At 49.8% G+C, this 20259-nt stretch carries 18 protein-coding genes; 5 read left to right on the plus strand and 13 right to left on the minus strand.

All coding sequences use genetic code 11. From position 1 onward, the window contains the following. Positions 1-8 precede the first annotated feature (8 nt). On the minus strand, positions 9-3374 hold the full coding sequence (locus EDM52_RS05825; protein ID WP_122908082.1) for a tubulin-like doman-containing protein: 3366 nt from the start codon (positions 3372-3374) through the stop codon (positions 9-11). Between the two features lie 13 nt (positions 3375-3387). Next, positions 3388-5178, minus strand: a complete 1791-nt coding sequence (locus EDM52_RS05830) for a vWA domain-containing protein (protein ID WP_122908083.1) — start codon at positions 5176-5178, stop codon at positions 3388-3390. Between the two features lie 203 nt (positions 5179-5381). Between EDM52_RS05830 and EDM52_RS24510 the strand changes: the two genes are divergently transcribed. The 4 genes from EDM52_RS24510 (at position 5382) to EDM52_RS05845 (ending at position 9990) form a co-directional block, all read left to right on the plus strand. Continuing rightward, positions 5382-5531, plus strand: a complete 150-nt coding sequence (locus EDM52_RS24510) for a hypothetical protein (RefSeq protein ID WP_183184845.1) — start codon at positions 5382-5384, stop codon at positions 5529-5531. Beyond that, positions 5528-6463, plus strand: coding sequence for a hypothetical protein (locus tag EDM52_RS05835; RefSeq protein WP_122908084.1), 936 nt, complete (start codon positions 5528-5530; stop codon positions 6461-6463). Before EDM52_RS24510 ends, EDM52_RS05835 begins: the two co-directional genes overlap by 4 nt. 14 nt (positions 6464-6477) lie before the next feature. After that, complete coding sequence (locus tag EDM52_RS05840) at positions 6478-8292, plus strand: SH3 domain-containing protein (RefSeq protein WP_122908085.1); 1815 nt, start codon at positions 6478-6480, stop codon at positions 8290-8292. A 93-nt stretch (positions 8293-8385) separates the two neighbouring features. Then, a complete protein-coding gene (locus EDM52_RS05845; RefSeq protein ID WP_122908086.1) occupies positions 8386-9990 on the plus strand; it encodes a family 10 glycosylhydrolase in 1605 nt (534 codons plus the stop codon). Positions 9991-10064: 74 nt separating this feature from the next. Here EDM52_RS05845 and EDM52_RS05850 read toward each other — a convergent pair whose 3' ends face one another. Together EDM52_RS05850 and EDM52_RS05855 are read right to left on the minus strand one after the other, a co-directional pair. Then, positions 10065-11291 (minus strand): RNA polymerase sigma factor, encoded by a 1227-nt coding sequence (locus EDM52_RS05850; RefSeq protein ID WP_245996548.1) that lies wholly within the window; start codon positions 11289-11291, stop codon positions 10065-10067. A 115-nt stretch (positions 11292-11406) separates the two neighbouring features. Beyond that, entirely contained in the window at positions 11407-12546 is a 1140-nt protein-coding gene (locus EDM52_RS05855) for a nitric oxide synthase oxygenase (RefSeq protein WP_122908136.1), read from the minus strand. Between the two features lie 235 nt (positions 12547-12781). On the opposite strand from EDM52_RS05855, the gene EDM52_RS24515 reads away from it, so the two are divergent. After that, entirely contained in the window at positions 12782-12949 is a 168-nt protein-coding gene (locus EDM52_RS24515; protein ID WP_183184847.1) for a hypothetical protein, read from the plus strand. 52 nt (positions 12950-13001) lie between these two features. Here EDM52_RS24515 and EDM52_RS05860 read toward each other — a convergent pair whose 3' ends face one another. The 9 genes from EDM52_RS05860 to EDM52_RS05900 form a co-directional block, all read right to left on the minus strand. After that, entirely contained in the window at positions 13002-13247 is a 246-nt protein-coding gene (locus tag EDM52_RS05860) for a hypothetical protein (RefSeq protein WP_148038728.1), read from the minus strand. Continuing rightward, positions 13220-13714 carry an MATE family efflux transporter gene (locus tag EDM52_RS05865; protein WP_183184851.1) on the minus strand — a complete coding sequence of 165 codons (495 nt, stop codon included), beginning with the start codon at positions 13712-13714 and terminating at the stop codon, positions 13220-13222. Before EDM52_RS05865 ends, EDM52_RS05860 begins: the two co-directional genes overlap by 28 nt. Before the next feature lie 364 nt (positions 13715-14078). Beyond that, a complete protein-coding gene (locus EDM52_RS05870; protein ID WP_122908089.1) occupies positions 14079-14870 on the minus strand; it encodes an ABC transporter permease in 792 nt (263 codons plus the stop codon). A gap of 4 nt (positions 14871-14874) precedes the next feature. Further along, positions 14875-15648 (minus strand): ABC transporter ATP-binding protein, encoded by a 774-nt coding sequence (locus EDM52_RS05875; RefSeq protein ID WP_122908090.1) that lies wholly within the window; start codon positions 15646-15648, stop codon positions 14875-14877. A 12-nt stretch (positions 15649-15660) separates the two neighbouring features. After that, complete coding sequence (locus tag EDM52_RS05880; RefSeq protein ID WP_122908091.1) at positions 15661-16719, minus strand: ABC transporter substrate-binding protein; 1059 nt, start codon at positions 16717-16719, stop codon at positions 15661-15663. Between the two features lie 95 nt (positions 16720-16814). Further along, positions 16815-17315, minus strand: a complete 501-nt coding sequence (locus EDM52_RS05885) for a DinB family protein (RefSeq protein WP_122908092.1) — start codon at positions 17313-17315, stop codon at positions 16815-16817. 252 nt (positions 17316-17567) lie between these two features. Next, a complete protein-coding gene (locus EDM52_RS05890; protein WP_122908093.1) occupies positions 17568-18353 on the minus strand; it encodes an ABC transporter ATP-binding protein in 786 nt (261 codons plus the stop codon). A 1-nt stretch (position 18354) separates the two neighbouring features. Further along, positions 18355-19152, minus strand: coding sequence for an ABC transporter permease (locus tag EDM52_RS05895; RefSeq protein WP_122908094.1), 798 nt, complete (start codon positions 19150-19152; stop codon positions 18355-18357). A 68-nt stretch (positions 19153-19220) separates the two neighbouring features. Continuing rightward, a complete protein-coding gene (locus EDM52_RS05900) occupies positions 19221-20255 on the minus strand; it encodes an ABC transporter substrate-binding protein (protein WP_122908095.1) in 1035 nt (344 codons plus the stop codon). Positions 20256-20259: the final 4 nt, after the last annotated feature.

Genomic DNA, 20259 nt, shown 5'->3' on the forward strand with positions numbered 1-20259 from the left:
TGCTTGTGTTATTGCAAAGTTTTGCGCATGTCGTTTACTTTTGACCAAACCTTCTTGTAAAACTCGTACATCTCTTCCCCGTTTACGTATTCATCCCTGTCGTATTCCAGCTCGCTTTTTACCGATTGGAAGGAAGCCGCGATCTCCTCCAGACGCTGGACCAGCATTTGCGTATCTTCTGCAGATGTCATCTGATCACTGCGCTTGGCCGCCTTGCGCTGCAACGTCGCCAGCTTTTTGCTGTCCAGACTGCGGAACTGCTGGTACACCACGTACTCGACATGCTTGTTGACTTTCATCAGGTTGAGCAGCGGCTCCCAAGCTTCTTCTTCCTCATCCCGGTCATAGACGAACAAAGCGCCTTTTTTGCTGATCGTATTCGTGTAGAGCGCTTCGATGTAGCGGGTAAGCAATTCTTCTTCCCCTTGCATCGCGTCTATGATTTGCTCCAGCTCCTGGATCTTCATCTCGATAGCTTCGTATTTTCGCACCTCGATTTGAACGAGGCGGATCAATTCCGGATAGCGAATCAGGTTCTCCTTGGCCATCTCTTCATGGATGCTACCAAAAATATCGCGTTGGAAGTCGCGCTCCAGACCATCCTTCATGTATCCCCTCAGCTCTGCCAACAGGCGCTTGAGCTCGCCCGGGCTCATTTTGGAGGTATCCATCGCTGGAACTTCATACGGCTTGGTTACGATGCATTCATAACGGCTGCTTGTTTTGCTGTCCTCGCCTTTGGAACGGATGCTGCCAAAGCGCATAGCCTTGTCAAACAGACGGCGCACTTCTGCGTTATACGCCTTGATCCGGTCGTTCTGATACGTATCGCCCCACGATTTTTCCGGAATCGGCGACGGCAGGTAAGCCCAGTTGTTCTTCTCTGTCTGTACGAGGTGGCGGCCAATCCCTTCCCGATCCAAAATCGTACGCTCGTAACTTTCCTCGTAGACCTTCAGTGGTGTATAGACGAAGAGCGGAATACCATTTTTCGTATTCAGCCAGAAAATGCGGTTTTTGACCTCGCTCTCCTTCACCGTGAAACGAGAGCCGCTTATCGCAGTGTCCTGGTAGTTGCGAATCCCTTTTAAAATCGATGGAGCTTTCAATGGCACGGACACAAAGCCCCAGGATGGGAAGTGCATATTGCCGAGATTGTTGCTCAAGTGGAAGACCGGAATCGCTTCTTCATCCAGCTTGCTGGCAATCTTGCGCTCGACGATACGGTCCAGCGTCTCTTCCTGCCCGTATTTGATCACCAAGAACTCTTCCATCGATTTGGTGATCAGCTCGCCGAATTTATCCGAGAGGAAATCGGAGATGGAGCTGACGATATCGAGCTCTTGCTCCTTCACCCATTGATCGGAGTGCTTCAACAGATCGCTGGTGAAGTCGCGGATCAGGTCGTCTGCGTCCTTTTGCTCCAGAATGTTGCCGATCACTTTGGCGACATCCGGCACACTGACGATGTTCCAGTAGTACGTCTTGTTGCCTGTGCGATCCATCTCTTCCTCGGCGTTGACCAAGATGTCGCCGTTTTTGTCAAAGATCTGGTTCAGGGCATTCAGGACTTCGGTAAAGACGCTGTAGATCCGATTGTTTTCTTCATTCAATACACGATGCAGCTCTTCGTAGAACTCGATCATCTGCTCCAGCTTTTCCTGGTCTGCCAACAGCTGGTATTCGTTGATCTTCGCTTCGATATAGATGTTTTTCTTCTTTTCCTTGGAAATAAAGGCACTGCGGGCATCGCCCAGCTTTTCGATGGCGTTTTCGCGCGCACCTTCGATCTCTCGCGGGAAGCTCTCCAGATTGGCCTTGATGCTCTCCACGTAAGACAGGATCATTTTCAGCAGGCAAAAGCCTTTATCCGAGTGGATCAGACGCGATGCGTAAAACGGTCCTTGCTGTGGATGCAGGAAGACACGGGTCATCATCTCACGGAATGTCTCGATCAATTCGCCCGGGGTCTGCTTCTTGCACTTGATGTATTCCTCGCGTGCTTTTGCCAGGTAACCCTGCTCCAGCTCGTGATCGATGCTGACCACCTGCTGGCTGATCACATTGCTGTAGTTCAAACGTTCGCTGTTCTCAAAGCCTGGCAACGGTTCTGGAACGCGCGACTCAAATTTGCGCGCAATCGAGTCGATGTCGATACCCAGCTTGCGTGCGAATTTCTCCGCATCCTCCTGAGTAGGGGCAACCGCGAACATTTTCTCCATCTTCTTAAACAGGCGATATGCCAGATACGTCGTCATTTCTTCAATCGGCAGCACCGCAGAGGAGGCTCCGATCACGTTGTACTGATAATTGGCCGCATACGCTTTTGGCATTTGGTTGATGTTGGTGCGGATATTGCTGATGTAGTCGTGAATCGCGAACTCTTCGCCGGAGCGCTTTTCCTCGCTCGCCATGAAGTTCGTGATGTTCTCTGCCGTCACGTTCATGCAGTAATCGTAAGCATTCTCCAACGCTTTGCCTTCCAGATTGGTCGCCGAGATCAGGTGGCACAGGTTGAATGGCGGCATCGGCGATTGCACATTCAGCACATTGCCGTACTGCTGCTTGAAGCGCTCCATACGTTCGTCAGCGTTCATCCAGTAATCCAGCTCTTTGAGTGCCGCATAGCCGTTTTTCATGATGTAGTCGCGAGTATGGGAGCTCAGGCTCTTATTGGACAGGTTCACATCCGGCGTGAACAGATAGCCCAGCATGTTGACCTTGTCTACGCCGCCACTGCCGAAGTCGCGCTCCAGAATTCCGCGTACGATATACGAAATATCCAGGAAGCAGCCGCTGCCCGTACCGCCGGAAAGTCCGCTCAGCAGAAACACAGTCAGCTTTTTATTGGTGCCCTCGGTGAGCATTTTAATCTTTTTCTCGATCGTTTGAACGACCTGCGTGATTTTGGTAAACAGAAGCAAGCGGCCTGCCTGACGCACACCCGACGCTCCGCTGATCCCATCTGTAATCGTCAGCTCCGGAGACAGCCAATCGGTGATGTACGGCTCCAGGATACTGCGGTTTTGCAAAACCCCGCCGATCTCCGGGTTGGAGAGCAGGACGAATTCCGTGACCGGATCAAGCCCGATGCCCTTGTATTTTTTGTTGCGGTCATGTTCATTGGTTTCAAAGGCGATGAATTCGATATTGTCCGGCTTTTCCTTGCGTTTTTTAGATAGAGAGTCCACCGGCAGCTTAAAGCGGCGGTTTACCTGATATTTCAAGCGAAGCAAAGCATCGATCCCCGTTCCACCCAAACCGATTACGAGCATCGGATTGTCGATGGTGTCTACACGAATCTTGTCACTGACGATGCCTCCGCCCAATGATACGTCCAATTGCTGAATATGTTCTCTTACGACTGCTTTCATATTAGATCCACCCCTAGACGATGTAGTCTACAAAAACGGATTTGTTCACGCTCGACAGCGAAATCTTGATTCTGTCGTTTTTCTTCAATTCCTTGCCTTTGCTGACATCCAGCACCCTTCCACCCTTTTCGATGCGGCAGGAGGAGCGATTTTCGATGATCAGCGTATCGTTTTTCCCTGGCAGGAACACCACTTTGTCGGTTTCCTGGAATTCTGGTGCCAGCTGCAGGAGCTGGTGAAGCTTCACTTTTCCTTTAAATGCGTTCAGCTTCTTGTATTGCGGGTTGGATTTATCCCCTGTGTCCTCATCTACAATCTCGATGGCAATCTGTCCGATGAACCCCTTGTTCGCTTTGCGCCAAATGGAGAGCAGATAGAGAGCCAGCGCGACCAGTAAGATCACAATGAGTGCGATGATGACGACAGTGAGCCAAGGGAACGGTTCCTCTGTCGCTGCCGAATCCCCGGCTGGCGGCGGTGTCGGCGTAGTTGCCCCACCGGCAGCGGATGAGGCATCGACAGTCACTGGCGGTGTTTCGCGATAAAAGCTGGTATCCTCAGCCTTGATTCTGATTTCGTATTTGTGGTCGGCTGGAATCGTAAAGCTGCCTTCAAAACCGCTACCCGTGTTCGTGATTTCCACTTCGCTCGTCTTTTGATCGGTAAGGTCGTTGATCAGCAGCGTCGCCTTCATCTGGTTGTACAGCTCTGGGCTCGCGACCTTTTGTCCGTTGCTGGCGAGTGCGGCTTTGACAGGAATGACGTCCCCGGCTTTAAATGCGTTACTCGCGATCGGCTCCATCTCTAATTGCAGATCATAGTTGAATATCATGTTGATGTCGATCTTGTCCTGCGGTACCCCTTTTACCTGCAGATTCCACTCACCCTGCTGCGGCTTGACGATTTTGATCATCGAATACGCACTGGAACGGGAGAAGCGAACCTGATCGGACGGAATATGTATCTCCTTGCCCGAAGGATCAAACAATTTTACTTCAACCGATTTTTGCGACATGATCGAAATATTGGCTTCCATCACATTGGCGTTCGGAATGGGAATCGCCACGTCCTGGATCTGGCCGTTGGACGTAAAGTTCGTGATCGGAACCACCTTTAGCTTCAGATGGTTGGCAAAAATTTCGCTCAATATTTGCGGCAGATTGTCTGCTGTGCTCGTCTCGAAGAATTTTCCGTTCGTCTCCTTGGCGATTTGCTCCAGCGTCGTGCGATTCAATTGTCCGTCAGCGTTGAGTCCAATCGTGTAGATCGGGTACCCCTTGCTTTTCGCTTGCTGAATGGAGTCTTGCAAATCCTGGTCTGACATCGCTTGTGTACGGTTGGATGCTTCATTCAGGTAGTTGTTTCCGTCTGCCAAAAGAACGATGATCGGGGAGTTGGCGCGATCACGTCCGGCATCCAGAATTTTCACTGCTTCCTTTACCCCGACTGAGATATCGGTGTAAGCCCCTTTTTGCAGGCTGTCGATAAACGCTTTGATTTCGTTCTTGTCTTGCTCGGAATTGACCTGAATCATGGCCTTTTCCCGTTCAATTTTATCCGTATAAGAGATAATTCCGATTTTGTTCGCCTGTATCGACGTCATGTCGACGAACATTTTCATCGCTTCGTTGCTTACTTTGTTTTTATCACTCTGGCTCATGGAGTTGCTGACGTCTACGACCAATACAGCATCCATATTACTTCCACTGGTCCCGGCAAAAACCAGGTTCGCGCCTGTCATTACAGAACCCAGCAGAAGCGCCACACATAACAGATTTCGAACCAGCTTACTGAGTCGGATCATCTGTGAACCCCTCCACTGTTTTTTCTTTGACCTCTCTTGCCAATTGTTGAGAATCGTTGCAAATAAAGGAGCATTATGACAATATTACCACTATATTGAGGAGCCCTAGTAGAAAAAAAGCTATTTTTACCTCCCTATTACGTATTACGATACGGGTAGGCCTTTTGTTGCAAAATTCGACAAGAACTTGATGGAGGAAATTTATGCTAACCTACTTTCTTCTGTCCGCAGCTGTGCTGCTACTGGTTTTTCGCTTGCTGAAGCTATTGAAATGGAAGCGTCAAAATCCCTCCGAACAACAGATTGATCAGCATCTTCACGATCTGTTGAACAGGAAGAAGGAACTACCATGAAGAAACGAATCGGCGTCCAATTTCGCAAAACGCATAAAACCGCACACGTCTTCGAACGTTTGAAAGCCTGCAGGCACTGCCACACCTACCACGTGCTCTGGGAGACAGAATGCAGCGTTTGCGGGCGAGAGTATCAGCCCGTTCGCGAGATTTCAGCCAAAGTAACCAGACGCTACGTGCAGACCCGCTTCCTGTTGCTCGCGCTTTTTGTTTGTCTGGCGATTCTTAGCGCAGACACACTGCTGCAGATTGGTGTTGCCATTGGCGGAGGCATCGTTTTATCCGCGCTCTTTTTTGTCTTGCAAAAAAAATACGGAATCTATGAAAAAAATCGGGACTTCCTCCGTTATTTGACGCAAGAGACCGAGAACATCAAGAAATCCTTGCTGAAGCAGCAGGAGGAAATCGGTGCCGATGTAAAGGCGGAGCGCTTCAAGGACGCTTATGAAAAGATTCGGGAAGTGAGCCACTTCCTGCATTCCGATACGATCAAAATCCGCAAAATCATGTATTTGAACCACTTCATTCTGCGTAAAGACATGGAGCTGGAGCTGGATTCTCTCATTCCCTCCACCTACGATAAGGATTTCGTCGAGTATTTGCGCGAAGTGATCAAAGTAAAGCCCGAGCTGGTCAAACGATCCGTGCTCACCTACGTCAGTCGTTACAAAAGCCGAATCCTTCTGCATGAAAACGGAGAACAGCTGATCGGCCAGGTAGCAGGAGCTGCCCTGAGGATGAGTGCTTATGCGGAAGAGTTCCAGGACCTCATCATCGAATTCATCGACTATTTGCCACGGGAGCGCCTGCTTCGTCTCGCCAGGATGGTGAGCAATCATCGCCAGCCAGGCTGGGAGCGCTTGGAGGAGGCTACCAAAAGGCGAATTGAGACGCACTACTCCTTTGATCCCGACTTCAATAGCGTTTTGTGAAGGAGGTTCTTGCTATGAAAATCATCTCTCCCTATCAAAAGTCGCTGTGGGTCCGAAATCTTCTTCTCGTGCTCGTCGCCATTGCTCTGATCGGTGTTTCCGTCAAAATCGTGCAGAGCTATCAAAAATCGTTGCTGATGGCGCAGGCCAAGGACCATTACGAGTCTCAAAACCTGTTGTTGGCTGAGGAAACCTATGCAAAGGCAAGTGAGATTTCTGCCATTCATTATGAAGAAGAACCGTGGAGTGCCCTGTTGTCCCGACTAACTCCCGTACGGCTGGAGCTAGAATCCCTGGCTCGGGATGTACAATTCGCTATTCAACAGAACGATCCGGATCAAGCTCAGGCAGCCTACCAAAGCTATCAATCCTTAAAACAACAAGCGGCAAAGGACGACAATCAGGTTGCTTCCTTTTTCCATCAGATCGCTCAGCGCCTTGCCATTGAAAATCAACTCGGTCAGTACTATCAGCAAGCGATGAAAGACGCCAAGGGGCAGCTGCAAGCCAATCTGGACCAGAAACAGTATAAAAATCATTCGTTTATCCATACGCTGGCGACAATCCCAGACGAATATTACGGGGGCAAAGATAAAAAAGAGGCGGAGCTGGAAGCACTCTTCCTGCGCTACGAGCGAACCAAGCTGCGTGATTTGTCTGCTGACGGTACGTTTTTCGAGGTCATCACAAGCTTTGCGAACAGCCGCAGCGAATATGCCAAGGCGAACTTTCCTACGGATTGGCTAATCACCCTGCTTGAACGATATGCCAAAGAGGAGATCAATCAGACCATCCGCCAGCAGGACCTGGGTGAATTCGTCAGTCGCGCGAAAGCTTACCTGGAGCTGAAAAGCTTCCTCCCTTCCCAATCGGAAGTGGTGGAAATGATCGAAAAGCATCTGAAAGAGCAATTTCGCAAGGCCGAACAATATGTAAAAACGAACCATTTTGAAAAAGCAATCGAGCTGTTCCAAGAGTTAAGCCGCCTGGAGGATATCACCGAGCAGCTGTCTGAACTGGAGCAGCGCTGGACTTCCTATGATCCTGGACGATTGCTGCAGGCTCAATTTCCAGACAAGGCGCTCCAAACACTCATGACTGGCAAGGAGCTATGGGGAGCGCAAGCATATGCCATCGGATGGGATGAAACCGACGGACATCTCTACATGGCGGCGAGTATGGAGGACGGCTCCACGATCAAGCTGGATCAAGCTCTGTCGCTAGATCGTCAATCTGTCATTTTCTCGCTGTCGGAGATGCTTGGCTCCAAAGAAAATCCTGTCCTCGTCGCGGAATCTGCGGGTAAAGAGCGCGCCTACTCCTATCTCGGCCTTGTTCCCGACCTGTCCAGAGCGACTTTCGTCAAGCGCTGGCAATTGGAAGCAGATGGCTGGGAAGCGCAAAGCACCGACCAGATCCTTGTGAAAAACCCGGTCGGTGAGGGGGAGCGTGAAATCGCGCACTTCGTACTGAAGGATTCAGGACTCGAGTACAAGGAAAAATGGGCGGATTACCTGGTGGATTCGGATGAAACGCAAGAGGAAACAAGCGAACAGGAAAAAGGGCCGACTGAACAAACCGAAACTGACCAGATACCAGACACCCCTGCTGCCAGCGAAAAGCCCGCTGATATTCCTGCCGACATCCCTGCCAACATCCCTAGCGGGCGCACGTTTGATGTATACGCAGGACCAGGCGAAGAACATGCCATGATCGGTCAGGTAATCGAAGGAAGCTATCAAGTCATCTCCAGTCAGAGCGGCTGGCAGCTGATTCATTACGGAGGATCTGAAGGCTGGATCCGCGCTTTGCCTCCGAATAGCCAATAATCTCCCAAGCTCGCGAAACAAAGCGCTATAATAAACGTCTAACGCTTATTAAGAGTTTTAGCGCAAAACTAACGTGTTGGAGGATTCACACAAATGAAATGGCGGAAGTGGTTAACCTTTTTACTGTTGTTCGTGCTTTGTGTTTCGGCTATTGGCGCCCCAGCACAGGCACAAAGCTCTCCTGTGATCAGCATCTTCTTAGATGGACAACAGGTACATAGCGATGTCTCCCCGTACATTATTCCAAAGGTGAACGTAACGATGGTTCCCCTGCGGGTAATCAGTGAAAGCCTGGGGGCGGAAGTCTACTGGGATGGACAGTCCCAAACCGCTACCATCATCAAGGATGATACCGTGCTCTCCATGACTATGAATCAAAAATTCGCATGGGTAAACAACGGTCAAATGCCGCTGGATGCTTCTGTAGAAAACAGAGCGGGCAGAACGATGGTTCCGCTTCGTTTTGTCTCGGAACAGCTCGGCTTGCAGGTAAACTGGAATCAGTCCACTCGCACGATTACCTTGTTGACTGGCGATGTCGCAGTGCAGCAGCCTGAACCCATTCCTCAGGATGTGATCACCCAGCCACAGCCTCATAACCCGAGCACACTGAGAGGCGTATGGGTGTCCACCGTGTACAATCTCGACTGGCCTTCTGCCGGTTCTTATGGGAATCAAGAAAAACAAAAGCAGGAATACGTGAAAATGCTCGACGAACTGCAGGATATGGGTATGAATGCCGTCTTTGTACAGGTGCGACCTGCCGGCGATGCCCTGTATCCATCCAGTCTCGTTCCCTGGAGCAAATACCTGACTGGAACACAAGGAAAAGACCCGGGATATGACCCGGTTGCTTTCATGATTGAGGAGACCCACAGACGCGGCATGCAGTTCCACGCCTGGTTCAACCCGTTCCGTGCAACGACAGAAGCCAAAACCGACATACTAGCAGCCAACAGCGTGGTGAAAAAGTATCCGCAGTGGATCGTCAATTCCAGCAACAAGCTGTACATCAATCCGGGTATTCCGGAAGCGCGTCAACACATTATTGCCACCATTATGGAGGTTGTGAATCGTTACGATATTGACGGCGTTCATCTGGACGATTACTTCTATCCGTCCAATGGCACCTTTCCTGACGATGCGACCTTTGGTGCCTACGGCAACGGCTTCACGAACAAAGCCGAATGGCGCCGCTACAATATCAATCAGTTCGTACAGCAGCTGGATCAGTCGATCAAGAGCGTGAAGCCACAGGTTCAGTTCGGCATCAGTCCGTTCGGCGTATGGCGCAACATCGCCAACGATTCGACCGGATCGGATACCAAAGCGGGAGTCACCGCCTACGACCACATGCATGCGGACGTACGCACCTGGATTCAGCATGGCTGGATCGATTACGTGACACCGCAACTCTATTGGAGCCTGTCTTTTGCTCCAGCCCAGTACGACAAGCTCGTGACCTGGTGGTCCAATGAAGTACGCGGCACGGATGTCACCCTGTACATCGGACATGCCCCGTACAAGCTGGGTACCAATGAAGCAGGCTGGCAAAATGCGCAGGAGATCATCAACCAGCTGAATTACAACACCTTGCATCCGGAAGTAAAAGGAAGCATCTTCTTCAGCGCCAAGGATTTGCGCAAAAATCCACTCGGCTTGATTCAAGAGCTTCGCAGCTACTACTTGACTCGTTAGGAACAGTAAGAAAAGCCCCGCCACCTGAGAGCAGAGAACAGCTCACTCTGCATCGGGTTTGCGGGGCTTATTCGTTATTTGCTCGTCAGGAACTCTTTCATCATCTTCCTAGCTGCTTCAACATCCCATTTGGGTGATTGGGTAGAAATTCGGTACTCCAGCTTGGCTCCCGTATGCTCTGTCACCCACACGATATCTTTCAGCACAGTCTCCCTCATCGGCTGCTCTGCATAGAGGGCTTCGATCTGGTCGACAACCACTTTCTCCGTTCTTCTTTGATCCTGATTAACGTAATAAACCGTATTATCCGCTACACCCTCGATATTGGTGATGGCTACCCGTATCGATTCTTCTCCTGCCGTGTACGTGACCGTGATATGGCTCAGCTGATCCGTCCACTGCAAGGGCTGCTGCACAAAATCCTGATCGGTCGCTTCCGCCAGCTTATACAGCTCTTCTTTGTCGTAATCACGATCTACCTCATACTCTACACTTCCAGCGGCAAACGCAAACCCGCCCGGAAGCTCCTGGGGGATCTCAAATTGTCCACCAACCTCCTGTTGCATGTCTTCCAGCTTGTTAAATTCAAACGGCTTTATAATCGTTTCGACGCTTTTCTTTGGATTATGCTCCTTGATGTAGACGGCTGCCACTGTTCCAGGAGCTATTTGCTCTTCGACTTCTGCCCTTTTTTGCATAAAGGCCAGCATCGTACCATCCGGGTCTTGGATGATCGTGTTCGGTGCTTCTGTTGCATCCTTTTCCTGATAAATGACCTCGCCCTGTTCATTTTTCAATTGAAAGTACTCGACAGCGGCATAGGCCGTAGTAACACTAGCGAGCAAACCGACTGTTTCTGCATGCTTCGCCCCTCCCTTCTCTTGAGGAGAATACGCGTATCTGAATATGGCTGCTGTGCGTTCGAATTTTTTGCGCAGGCTGGCCGCATTCTTGTTCATGATGAGGGCTATTTCTTCGTACGTTTTTTCTTCTACTCCTCGCAGGATCAGCAGGGTGCGTTCCTCCACCGAGAGTGTTGTCATGGCTAGGTATACCGGCTCGCTAAAATACACGTCCTCAATATGCTGATCAATCTGAGACTCCCCTCGTTCCGCACCTTGCAGGAAGGGAAGCAGCCGACTCCACTTTCTTTTGCGAATCAGGTCCATACAATGGTTAAAGGCAATTTTGTAGAGCCAGGCCGCAAATGGTATCATTCGATTGTATTTTTTAAGATTGCGATAAGCCTTGATGAAGACTTCCTGTGCAGCATCCTCTGCTTCCATCGCTTTGCTGTCCACGCTCTCCCTCCTTTCAACTGGTATAACGTTGCAGGGTATCCTATATGTGACAAAATCCAAGAAAAAAGAAAATGCCCTGCGTAGAGGGCATTTCTCAGGTGAAGGTAATCATCATTTACTGTTCATGCATAGGGCAAGTCAGCCCCTTTACATGACTTGGACATGCCGCAGTACCAGGCTTGTCCTGATAAAAAAAGTTGGGCGATTCCATACGGTTGTCATAGGCACTGTGGAAAATATGCGTAGCTGCAGGCGAGATAGGTGGGATCAACCATGTCCAATCTCCAGTCATTTCCCTGCCCTCATTCTTTTCCCGCTGCTCAAAGCGCTGGAACTGCTGACTCGCTGTATGGTGATCGACAATCGACACGCCAGCCTCTTTGAAAGAGTGGAGAACCGCGATATTCAGCTCGATCAGCGCCTTGTCCTTCCACAGCGTGATTTCCCGACTGGTGTCCAGCCCCATGATCTCGGCCATTTTGGGCAGCATGTTGTAACGATCCTGATCGGCCAGATTTCTAGCACCGATCTCGGTTCCCATGTACCAGCCGTTGAACGGGGCTGCCAAATAATCGATACCGCCAATCTCCAATCGCATGTCAGAGACGACCGGGACCCCGTACCATTTCAAATGCAGATCAGAAAACGCCGGATATTCCGGGTGCCGCAGCATGACCTCCAAGACCAATTGCTTGGGGATATCAAAATAACGCGGTGTTTTCTCTCCCATTTGCAAAACCAGCGGCAAGATATCAAAACGCGTCCGCTCCCCTTGCCAGCCCAGCTTCTCGCAAAGTCGGGTAAACTCGATCGATACAGGGTCTCCCAGCACCCCACACTCTGTCTCATAGCCCGCATACCGGATCAATTGATGGTTCCAAATGCGCGGGCGGGGTCCTTCCCCTGCCGCAGGCGCAAAGATGGTGATAGAAGGTCGTATTTTCCCGTCATTGGTCGCGTACTCGATGTGGCGAAACAGCGCTTGTGCCATCTCCTCTTCACTTTTCACATGGCGTTCGTCAAACACCTGCAGCGACTCCCAAAAAAGGCGGCCGATACACCGATTGCTGTTGCGCCACGCCATTTTCGCCCCGTGTCTGAGTTCTTCTTCTGTATGAACATAAAAGCCCTTTGCGGCAAAGGACTTTCTGATTTCTTGCAGTCGCCCTTCTGTCTCTTGTGGCGTTTTGCCCAGTTCCATGTAGCAGGTGTGAATAAAGCGCTCTGCCGCTTCCATTCGTTGTTGATTGTTCATCCTACCCTCTTTTCCCGCTTTGCCTCCTTGAGAAGGCTTCACAGCGGATTCCATTCCTATCACGCATCCTCCTCATTATAAGTTTCCAACTATGCAAATACCAATCACCTACGCCTTTCTTCACAGTTCTGTCAGAAAAGAAAAGGGTGAAATTGATAATTATTATCAATAGATTTGCGCGAAAAATACCGGGACGAGCACATTCTCGGCCCTCATGCCGCAATAGTACCCTGCATTGCGATCATGGTATGGTACATACCAAGCGATCGCAAGGGAGATCGCACATGTCATCGTTTACGCCTTGAATCGCGAGGGCATCATCGGCGACACCCAGCCCAACATCTCACGGTTTTGGGATGAGCTCGGGGGGCAAGTCGATCTTGCCTTCGAAGCTATGAAGTGACGATCATCTATACGAGAAGACCCGGAGCTTAAGCACTCTGGGTCTTTATGATTTATTGAAGCAGCGCCTGCAACGTTTTCTTTTTCCAGTAAAAGCGGTAATAAATAGACTGGGCTAAGAAGTTCACCAGAAAAGCGACGGGATACGTCACCCACACTCCTTGGATGCCGAGCTCTGTAAAATGAGACAACGAGTAAGCCACCGGCACCTGGATCAACCAAATACACGAAATCGTGAATATCGTGGGCCACATGACCGTACCCGACGCTCTCATCGTCGCTGAAATCGCCTGTGCCATATCCCGGTCTTGGTCGCATACCGAATCTGAGCCGTTTTCTGAGAGCCGATAAACTGCGCCACGAACACAGAAATGGCAATGGAAATGCTCATCGCAGGAATTTGCACATAGCTTGCGATCTGGTTGACGATTCCGTAGGCTGCTGTCGCATTCGACCCGTACTCATTGACGAACGTGATCACCGCTATCTCTGACATCGCGAGGGACACCATGCTGATGCTTGTGGGAATGGCTAGTCGAAGCAATGTCTTTAATATCTCGCCATTTAGCCTGCAATGCTTCAACACCATGCGATCCACCTTTAGGACATGATTCCTTTGGTACAAATACCTGAGTAAGAATACGCATGTAAAAATACCGGATACTACGGGTGCATATGCGGCTCCATACAACCCGAAGGCAGGTACGCCGCCCCATCCAAAAATGAAGACAGGCAGCAGGAGCATATTGAGGATCGTATTGATCAACAAAAAGTAGAAAGGCGTTTTTGAATCACTGGGGCTGTGATGCTCATCCCCACTACTTTCCATTCCTTTGTCACCACTTCACATGCCAGGTGCATTTTTTCCGTTTCCATAGATACCTCCCACATCGAATCGTAGCTACTGACCTCTCTATCTTAATGGAAAATAGTGGATATCCTCAATTCTTTTTCATTAGAAAACTTGGCTACGCCAAGCTTTTGGCGGAGCCTTAGTTGCACTTATACTATCTTCCGCTAATCTTTTTAGCGCTTTAGCGCACTTAAACTTTCCGATAGTACAAAAAAAGCGAGAAAATCAGCCCGACCTTCGGCTTCTTTTCTCGCTTACAGTTGCTGCTATGGATTGTTTACTTCCAAGGAACCAGCTTGCGTTCCAGCCACTGGAGCACACGGTTAAACGTCAAGCCGAGCAGAGAGAGTACCAGTACCCCGACCATCAGCTTAGTGGTAATCATCAGGTTTCCGTAATGCAGCACCATCGAGCCAATCCCCTGTTGCGCGGCGATCATCTCGGCGGAGACCAAGAGGAGCAGGGAAGTCCCTGCTGACAGCTTCAATCCAGCAAAGATCATCGGCAAGGAAGCTGGCAGGATAACCTTGCGAATGACGTTGAAATGATTGGAGCCAAACGTCACTGCCGCCTTGATCAGCATCGGGTCTACGTTTTTCACGCCAGAGAACGTATTGATTACGACCGGGAAGAATACCCCCAGCGCAATGATCGCGATCTTCGGCATTTCACCGATACCCAGCCATAGGATAATCAGCGGCAGAAGAGCGATTTTCGGGATCGGATAGATCGAATAGACGATCGGCGTCAGGATGGCATCAGTCCATCTGGAGAAGCCGAGAATCAGTCCGAAAAGAATCCCTACACTCGCACCGATGACATATCCCCCACCGATTCGGTAGAGACTGGCGACCAAGTCCTCGTACAATTCACCGCTTACGAGCATTTCCCAGCCCGCAGCCAGAATCGCGGTCGGTGCCGGCAAAAACAGCGGAGGTACAATATTCAGTCGACATACGATTTCCCACAGCACCAAAAGTACGGTAATGCCCAGCACAGCGGCATAGCTCGGGATTTTCGTTTCCAAAAAAGCAACACGGTTGGTTATGATTTGTTTTTGCTCTGGCATTTTCTTATCCCTCCCTCGACGCTTCCTGGGCATCGTGGCGAATGAGCTGCCAGATTTCATCGACATACTGCTCAAAGCGCATGCGGTATTCGTCTTTATCCCGTCCGATTTTCGGCAAATCAATGTGGATGATGCTTTTTACCTGGCCAGGATGACGCGAGAGAACGATGACACGGTCAGCCAGGTAGACAGCCTCCTGGATGTTGTGCGTCACATAGAGCGTGCTCAAGCGCGTCCGATCCCAAATCGTGAGCAATTCTTCCTGCATGATCGTCCGCGTCTGAGCGTCCAGCGCGGAAAAAGGCTCGTCCATCAGCAGCAGATCAGGCTCGATCGCCAAGGCCCTGGCAATCCCGGCACGCTGCCGCATCCCGCCTGAAAGCTGCTTGGGATAGGCATTTTCAAAGCCGCTCAAGCCGACCATATCGATGTAGTGCTTGCCTTTTTCCTGCTGCTCCTGCTTGCTAGCTCCGCTTTCCTCCAGCCCGTAAATCACATTTTCATACACCGTACGCCACGGAAACAAAGCGATCTCCTGAAAAACGATCCCCAGATTCGGCTTTTTGCTGCCCGTCCCTTCGAAATAGACAGAGCCGTTGCTCGGCGACATCAATCCACCGACGATGTTCAAAAGGGTAGACTTTCCGCATCCGCTAGGTCCCACCAAGACGACAAACTCTTGCTTCTCAATGGCAAAGTTGATATTTTGTAATGCCGTCACTTCTCTTTTTTTCGCGTCCACAAACGTCTTGTCTACATTCTCGATGACGATTCTCATACGGTCACTTCCCTAATTTTTCAATGCATCTTCCAGCAATTGCGTGTTCACGATATCAGACGTGTCGATGACTTTATCGATCAGCTTCTCTTTTGCATACCACTCCACCTGAGTCTTGATGTCGGACTCGAGCAGTTTACCATCGCGGTCCATGTACGGCATTCCCTTTTTGATCATGTCCGCTTCCTGGTCTGTATACTTCGCGATGATGTTGACGACTTCATCGTAGTTTTCACCTGGAACGATCTTGCCATCTACTTTGTTCAATACTGCATCATAGTAGTATTGCGTGGCTTTGGCATACGCCTTGAGGAAACGCTGTGCCGCATCCTTGTTTTCCGCAAATTTAGGTGAGAAGAAGATACCGGAAGTCTGGTACTCCATTTCGTCCCCTACTTGTGCAATCACTTTGCCGTAGCCTTCTTCTACTACAGTCGAAATGTTTGGTTCATTCAGCAGCACGGCGTCAACTTGCTTGCTTTTCAATGCTTCCATCAAACCCTTGATGTTATTAAGTGGGATCAGTTCGATATCCTGCAAGGTCAAACCGTGTTTTTCCAGCAATTTACCTGCCATATAGTGATAGGTAGAACCGGTTTGCGTGATTCCCAGCTTTTTCCCCTTTAACTCTTCAATGCTTTTAAGAGGTGAATCGCTTGGGTACAACAAAGCTGAAGAAGAATAGCCAGCCTGCTCTCTTCCCTTATCCGCTACGATCACAAGCTTTTGTCCGCCTGCTACCATGTTGTACAAGCTTGCTGTAATACCTGTAGCACCCACGTCTACGCTACCTGCAGCAGTAGCCACAGCGATAGGCTGAGCCGCATCGAACCACTTGGCCTTGGCATCAATACCTTCTTCTTGGAAAAAGCCTTTTTCAATACCAATAAACAACGGAGCCGAGCTGGTCAGCTTCAGCATCCCAATCTCCAACGATACTGCTTCTGCAGCTTGTCCCTGTTCTGGTTGCGGCTGTTCGGCCGAGCTACCTCCCTCTGTCTTGCCACAGCCGGCAAGTGCAAGAGCGAGAACCAGGAAAGAGCTCAAAGCAAGCTTTACTGATTTCTTCATTTCTCTCTACCTCCTAGGTGTAACGTACTCACCTTTTTATTTTTTTAATCATAATAACAAAAAATCACGTATTTTTCGACAAAATTGTTAATAGGTCAATGATTCCATTGGAGTAATCTCTCCTCGCCTTCCTGCAACAGCTTCGCCATATAGACGATTTGACCCGTGTGGTAGGAATAATGAGCGGTTGTATGGTAAACCAGCTCCATGAGTGGTCGACTGTAGGAAGCGATGCCCGAATCCGGCGGATAACAGATATGTACTTCCCTCTCAAAATCTTCTGCTGTAAGTCCTTGCAGCTCGCTTCTCGTCTGCTCACGAACCTCTTTTAACCATTCCAACAACCCTGCCGCCGTATGACCTCCCTCTGCCAAGAATTCAGCGGATCGTTCACGTATAAACGGTTTCCTCCCGATCCCACTCACCATGTTTTGATACTCATTTCCTGCCAGGTGCAGGATCAGGTTGCCGATACTATTCGTACTTCCTCTCAGCTTTCTCCAGATCATTTCTTCTGGCAGACGATTCACTGCCTTTTCGATACGCTCCAGCTCCGTGTCCAATAGATGCAATGTCTGTTTGAAAAAAGGGTGCATGGCTCGCACATCCTCTCTGATATTTTGGTTTCTAACGGTAAACCTAAAACCCATCATAGATCAAAAATACTTTTAAATAAATGTGAAACCGTTAAACGCTCCAGCCTGACCGGCCACGCAGAAATTGCCATGTTTCTTCCCTAGGATCTTGCTTCTTGCCTCCAGTCTTACCAGCCGCAGATCGAGCAAAGCATCCAATTCATACAAAAAGCTTCACTATCTTAAGAAAAGGATAGTGAAGCTTTTTTGCTCTTACGGTTTTACCGCCTTCAGGCTCTCTTCGCGGATCAGATCCAGCAATTCGAGCTTAAGCGCTAAAAACTCTTCGCTGCTCTTGTTGTGATAGTCGCGTGGACGAGCCAGTGGCACCTTGATATTCTTCTTCAGACGTCCAGGTCTGGCTGTCATCACATAGATCGAGTCGCCCAGGAAAATCGATTCTTCCACGTCGTGCGTGATGAAGAGAATCGTTTTCTTCGATTCCTCCCACACCTTCAGCAGAATCTCCTGCATGATTGCCCGTGTCTGCGCGTCGAGGGCTCCAAACGGCTCATCCATCAGCAGGATTTCCGGCTCGTTGGCGAGCGCACGTGCAATGGCTACACGCTGCTTCATCCCACCCGACAATTGGATCGGGTAATGCTTGTCAAAGCCTTTCAATCCGATCAGATCGAGGTAATGCTGGGCGATCTCGTCCTGCTGCTTTTTCGGTACGCCTTTCAGATCCAGGCCAAACGTGATGTTGTCCTTCACGGTCAGCCACGGATACAGCGTGTAGGATTGAAACACCATGCCACGATCAGGTCCAGGCCCATGAATTTCTTTGCCATCCAAATACACATGTCCGGACGTCGGTTCTTCGAGTCCTGCCACTACACGCAGAATCGTGGACTTCCCGCAGCCCGAAGGCCCCAGAATGGTGACAAATTCGCCTTCCTGCACACTGAAGGAAGTCTGGTCCAAAGCGGTCACGTTGCCGCTCTTGGTCGAAAATACCTTGCCTACATTATCAATGACGAGTTTTGGCGTCGTTGTCATCTTATGATCCTTCCTTTCTCATCCAGGAGAAAGATGCACGATAAATGGCTTTGAAAATAATGTCCATGATCAATCCCAACAAACCAATGATCAAGATACCGACGATGATCTTGTCAGGCTTGAGGAAACGGGAAGCCTGCATAATCATGTAGCCCAATCCTTCTGATGCCCCTACCAGCTCGGCTACGACCAGATAGGTCCACGCCCAGCCAAATGTGATACGCAGCGTGTCCACGATGCCCGGCATCGAAGCAGGCAGGATCACGCGTCTGAACAATTGCAGCTTCTTGGCACCCAGAGTGTAGGATACCTCGATCAGTTCATTCTGTACGTTTTTCGTCACGTCCATCGTCATCAGGGTGAGCTGAAAAAAGGTACCGAAGAAAATAACCGCCATCTTCTCAGCCTCGCCCAGCCCGATCCACAAGATAAACAATGGAATAAACGCGGAAGCTGGCATGTAGCGAATAAAACCGATGATCGGTTCAAACGCCCCTTCCATGATGCGCAGTGTTCCCATCAGCATCCCGAGCGGAACACCGATCAATGCAGCCAAGACAAATCCAGACAAGACACGGGAGAAGCTTATCCCGATATCACCGAGGATTTCACCGCTTTGAAACATGGAAACGCCTGTTTTCACAACCTGATCAGGTGCCGGCAGGAACAGCGCGTTCACAAATCCACCGTACGAAAGCACAGACCAGACGAGTAATAGCAAGAGAAACGTAGCAATCCCCGCCCCGGAGTACAACGGTTTGGCGATCTCCTTCTTCGGGGTAAAGACATTCTTCCACATCTGTCATCCCTCATTTTTTGCATGGATAGTAGTTACATGAGAAAAGGAGGCCCTAATGGGGCACTCCTCTACAGTCCAACAACAAACGTCGGATTCAGTACATCTTCCACTTTAGGAGCATTATCGATCAGCTTTTGTTCAACATAGAAGTCAATTGCATTTTGGGTAGATTGATAAATTTGGCCTTGCTTGTCAGCAGTACCAAAGAGCTCCTTGTTCTCTTCCTTGTGCAGGAATTTCAAGCCTGGAACTGTGCCAGTGAACTCTGCCAAATCAATTTTCAGTCCTTTTGCCATGATCTCGTTGGACTCATCACCGTTTTGCTTCCAGTAATCCATTGCTTCGGCCATAGCAGCTACGAAAGCTTTTACGTCATCAGGGCGTTTTTCTACAACATCCTTGTGGAAACCAACCGTGTCCACGATGATACCAGGCAAGTCTTTGGTCGTAACCAGAATTCCACCGTCAGCTTGTGAAGCCTTGGACAGCCAAGGTTCCCATGTTACCGCTGCATCTACTTGACCTGCTACGAAAGCAGCACCCGCATCCCCAGCAGACATTTGCACCATTTCTACATCTTTATCCGTCAAGCCGGCTTGTTTCAGCGCAGTCAGCAGCAGCAAGTGGCTGGTAGATCCCTGTTCAAATGCAACTTTCTTGCCTTTCAAATCAGCAGCAGACGCGATCTCTTTCTTGGCAATGATTCCATCTCCGCCATAAGAGTCATCCAGGAGCCATACCACTTGCATCGGTACACCGGATGCAGCCAGCGTTACCTGAACGTCCAATGCTGTCGCCATACCATCTACCTGACCACCAGCCAGCGCAGCTTTACGCTCTGCCAGACCTTCGATGGTCGACAATTCTACATTCACACCGTGTTTTTCAAAGAATCCTTTTTCCTTTGCCAGGAACAGAGGGCCATAGCCTGTCCAGGTCGGCAGTGTTACCTTGAGCGGAGTTTTCGCAGCATCACCAGCTGGTGCTGCCTGATTCGAACCCTCTGCTGGCTGGCTTGGTGCAGTTCCCGCATTACCAGAACCACAGCCTACCAAACCGATACTAAGCAGTGCAGATAGCATCAAAAACTTGAACTTCTTCAATGTA

Source organism: Brevibacillus invocatus (assembly GCF_003710915.1).
GTDB classification, from domain to species: Bacteria; Bacillota; Bacilli; order Brevibacillales; family Brevibacillaceae; genus Brevibacillus; species Brevibacillus invocatus.

Excerpts from the sequence above, each read along its gene's own strand:
- EDM52_RS05840 (WP_122908085.1), top strand. The coding sequence starts at position 6,478 with ATGAAAATCATCTCTCCCTATCAAAAGTCGCTGTGGGTCCGAAATCTT.
- EDM52_RS05845 (WP_122908086.1), top strand. The coding sequence starts at position 8,386 with ATGAAATGGCGGAAGTGGTTAACCTTTTTACTGTTGTTCGTGCTTTGT.
- EDM52_RS05885 (WP_122908092.1), bottom strand. The coding sequence starts at position 17,315 with ATGCACCCTTTTTTCAAACAGACATTGCATCTATTGGACACGGAGCTG.
- EDM52_RS05830 (WP_122908083.1), bottom strand. The coding sequence starts at position 5,178 with ATGATCCGACTCAGTAAGCTGGTTCGAAATCTGTTATGTGTGGCGCTT.
- EDM52_RS05860 (WP_148038728.1), bottom strand. The coding sequence starts at position 13,247 with ATGGCACAGGCGATTTCAGCGACGATGAGAGCGTCGGGTACGGTCATG.
- EDM52_RS05875 (WP_122908090.1), bottom strand. The coding sequence starts at position 15,648 with ATGAGAATCGTCATCGAGAATGTAGACAAGACGTTTGTGGACGCGAAA.
- EDM52_RS05870 (WP_122908089.1), bottom strand. The coding sequence starts at position 14,870 with ATGCCAGAGCAAAAACAAATCATAACCAACCGTGTTGCTTTTTTGGAA.
- EDM52_RS05890 (WP_122908093.1), bottom strand. The coding sequence starts at position 18,353 with ATGACAACGACGCCAAAACTCGTCATTGATAATGTAGGCAAGGTATTT.
- EDM52_RS05880 (WP_122908091.1), bottom strand. The coding sequence starts at position 16,719 with ATGAAGAAATCAGTAAAGCTTGCTTTGAGCTCTTTCCTGGTTCTCGCT.
- EDM52_RS05855 (WP_122908136.1), bottom strand. The coding sequence starts at position 12,546 with ATGAACAATCAACAACGAATGGAAGCGGCAGAGCGCTTTATTCACACC.
- EDM52_RS24510 (WP_183184845.1), top strand. The coding sequence starts at position 5,382 with ATGCTAACCTACTTTCTTCTGTCCGCAGCTGTGCTGCTACTGGTTTTT.
- EDM52_RS05835 (WP_122908084.1), top strand. The coding sequence starts at position 5,528 with ATGAAGAAACGAATCGGCGTCCAATTTCGCAAAACGCATAAAACCGCA.
- EDM52_RS05825 (WP_122908082.1), bottom strand. The coding sequence starts at position 3,374 with ATGAAAGCAGTCGTAAGAGAACATATTCAGCAATTGGACGTATCATTG.
- EDM52_RS05895 (WP_122908094.1), bottom strand. The coding sequence starts at position 19,152 with ATGTGGAAGAATGTCTTTACCCCGAAGAAGGAGATCGCCAAACCGTTG.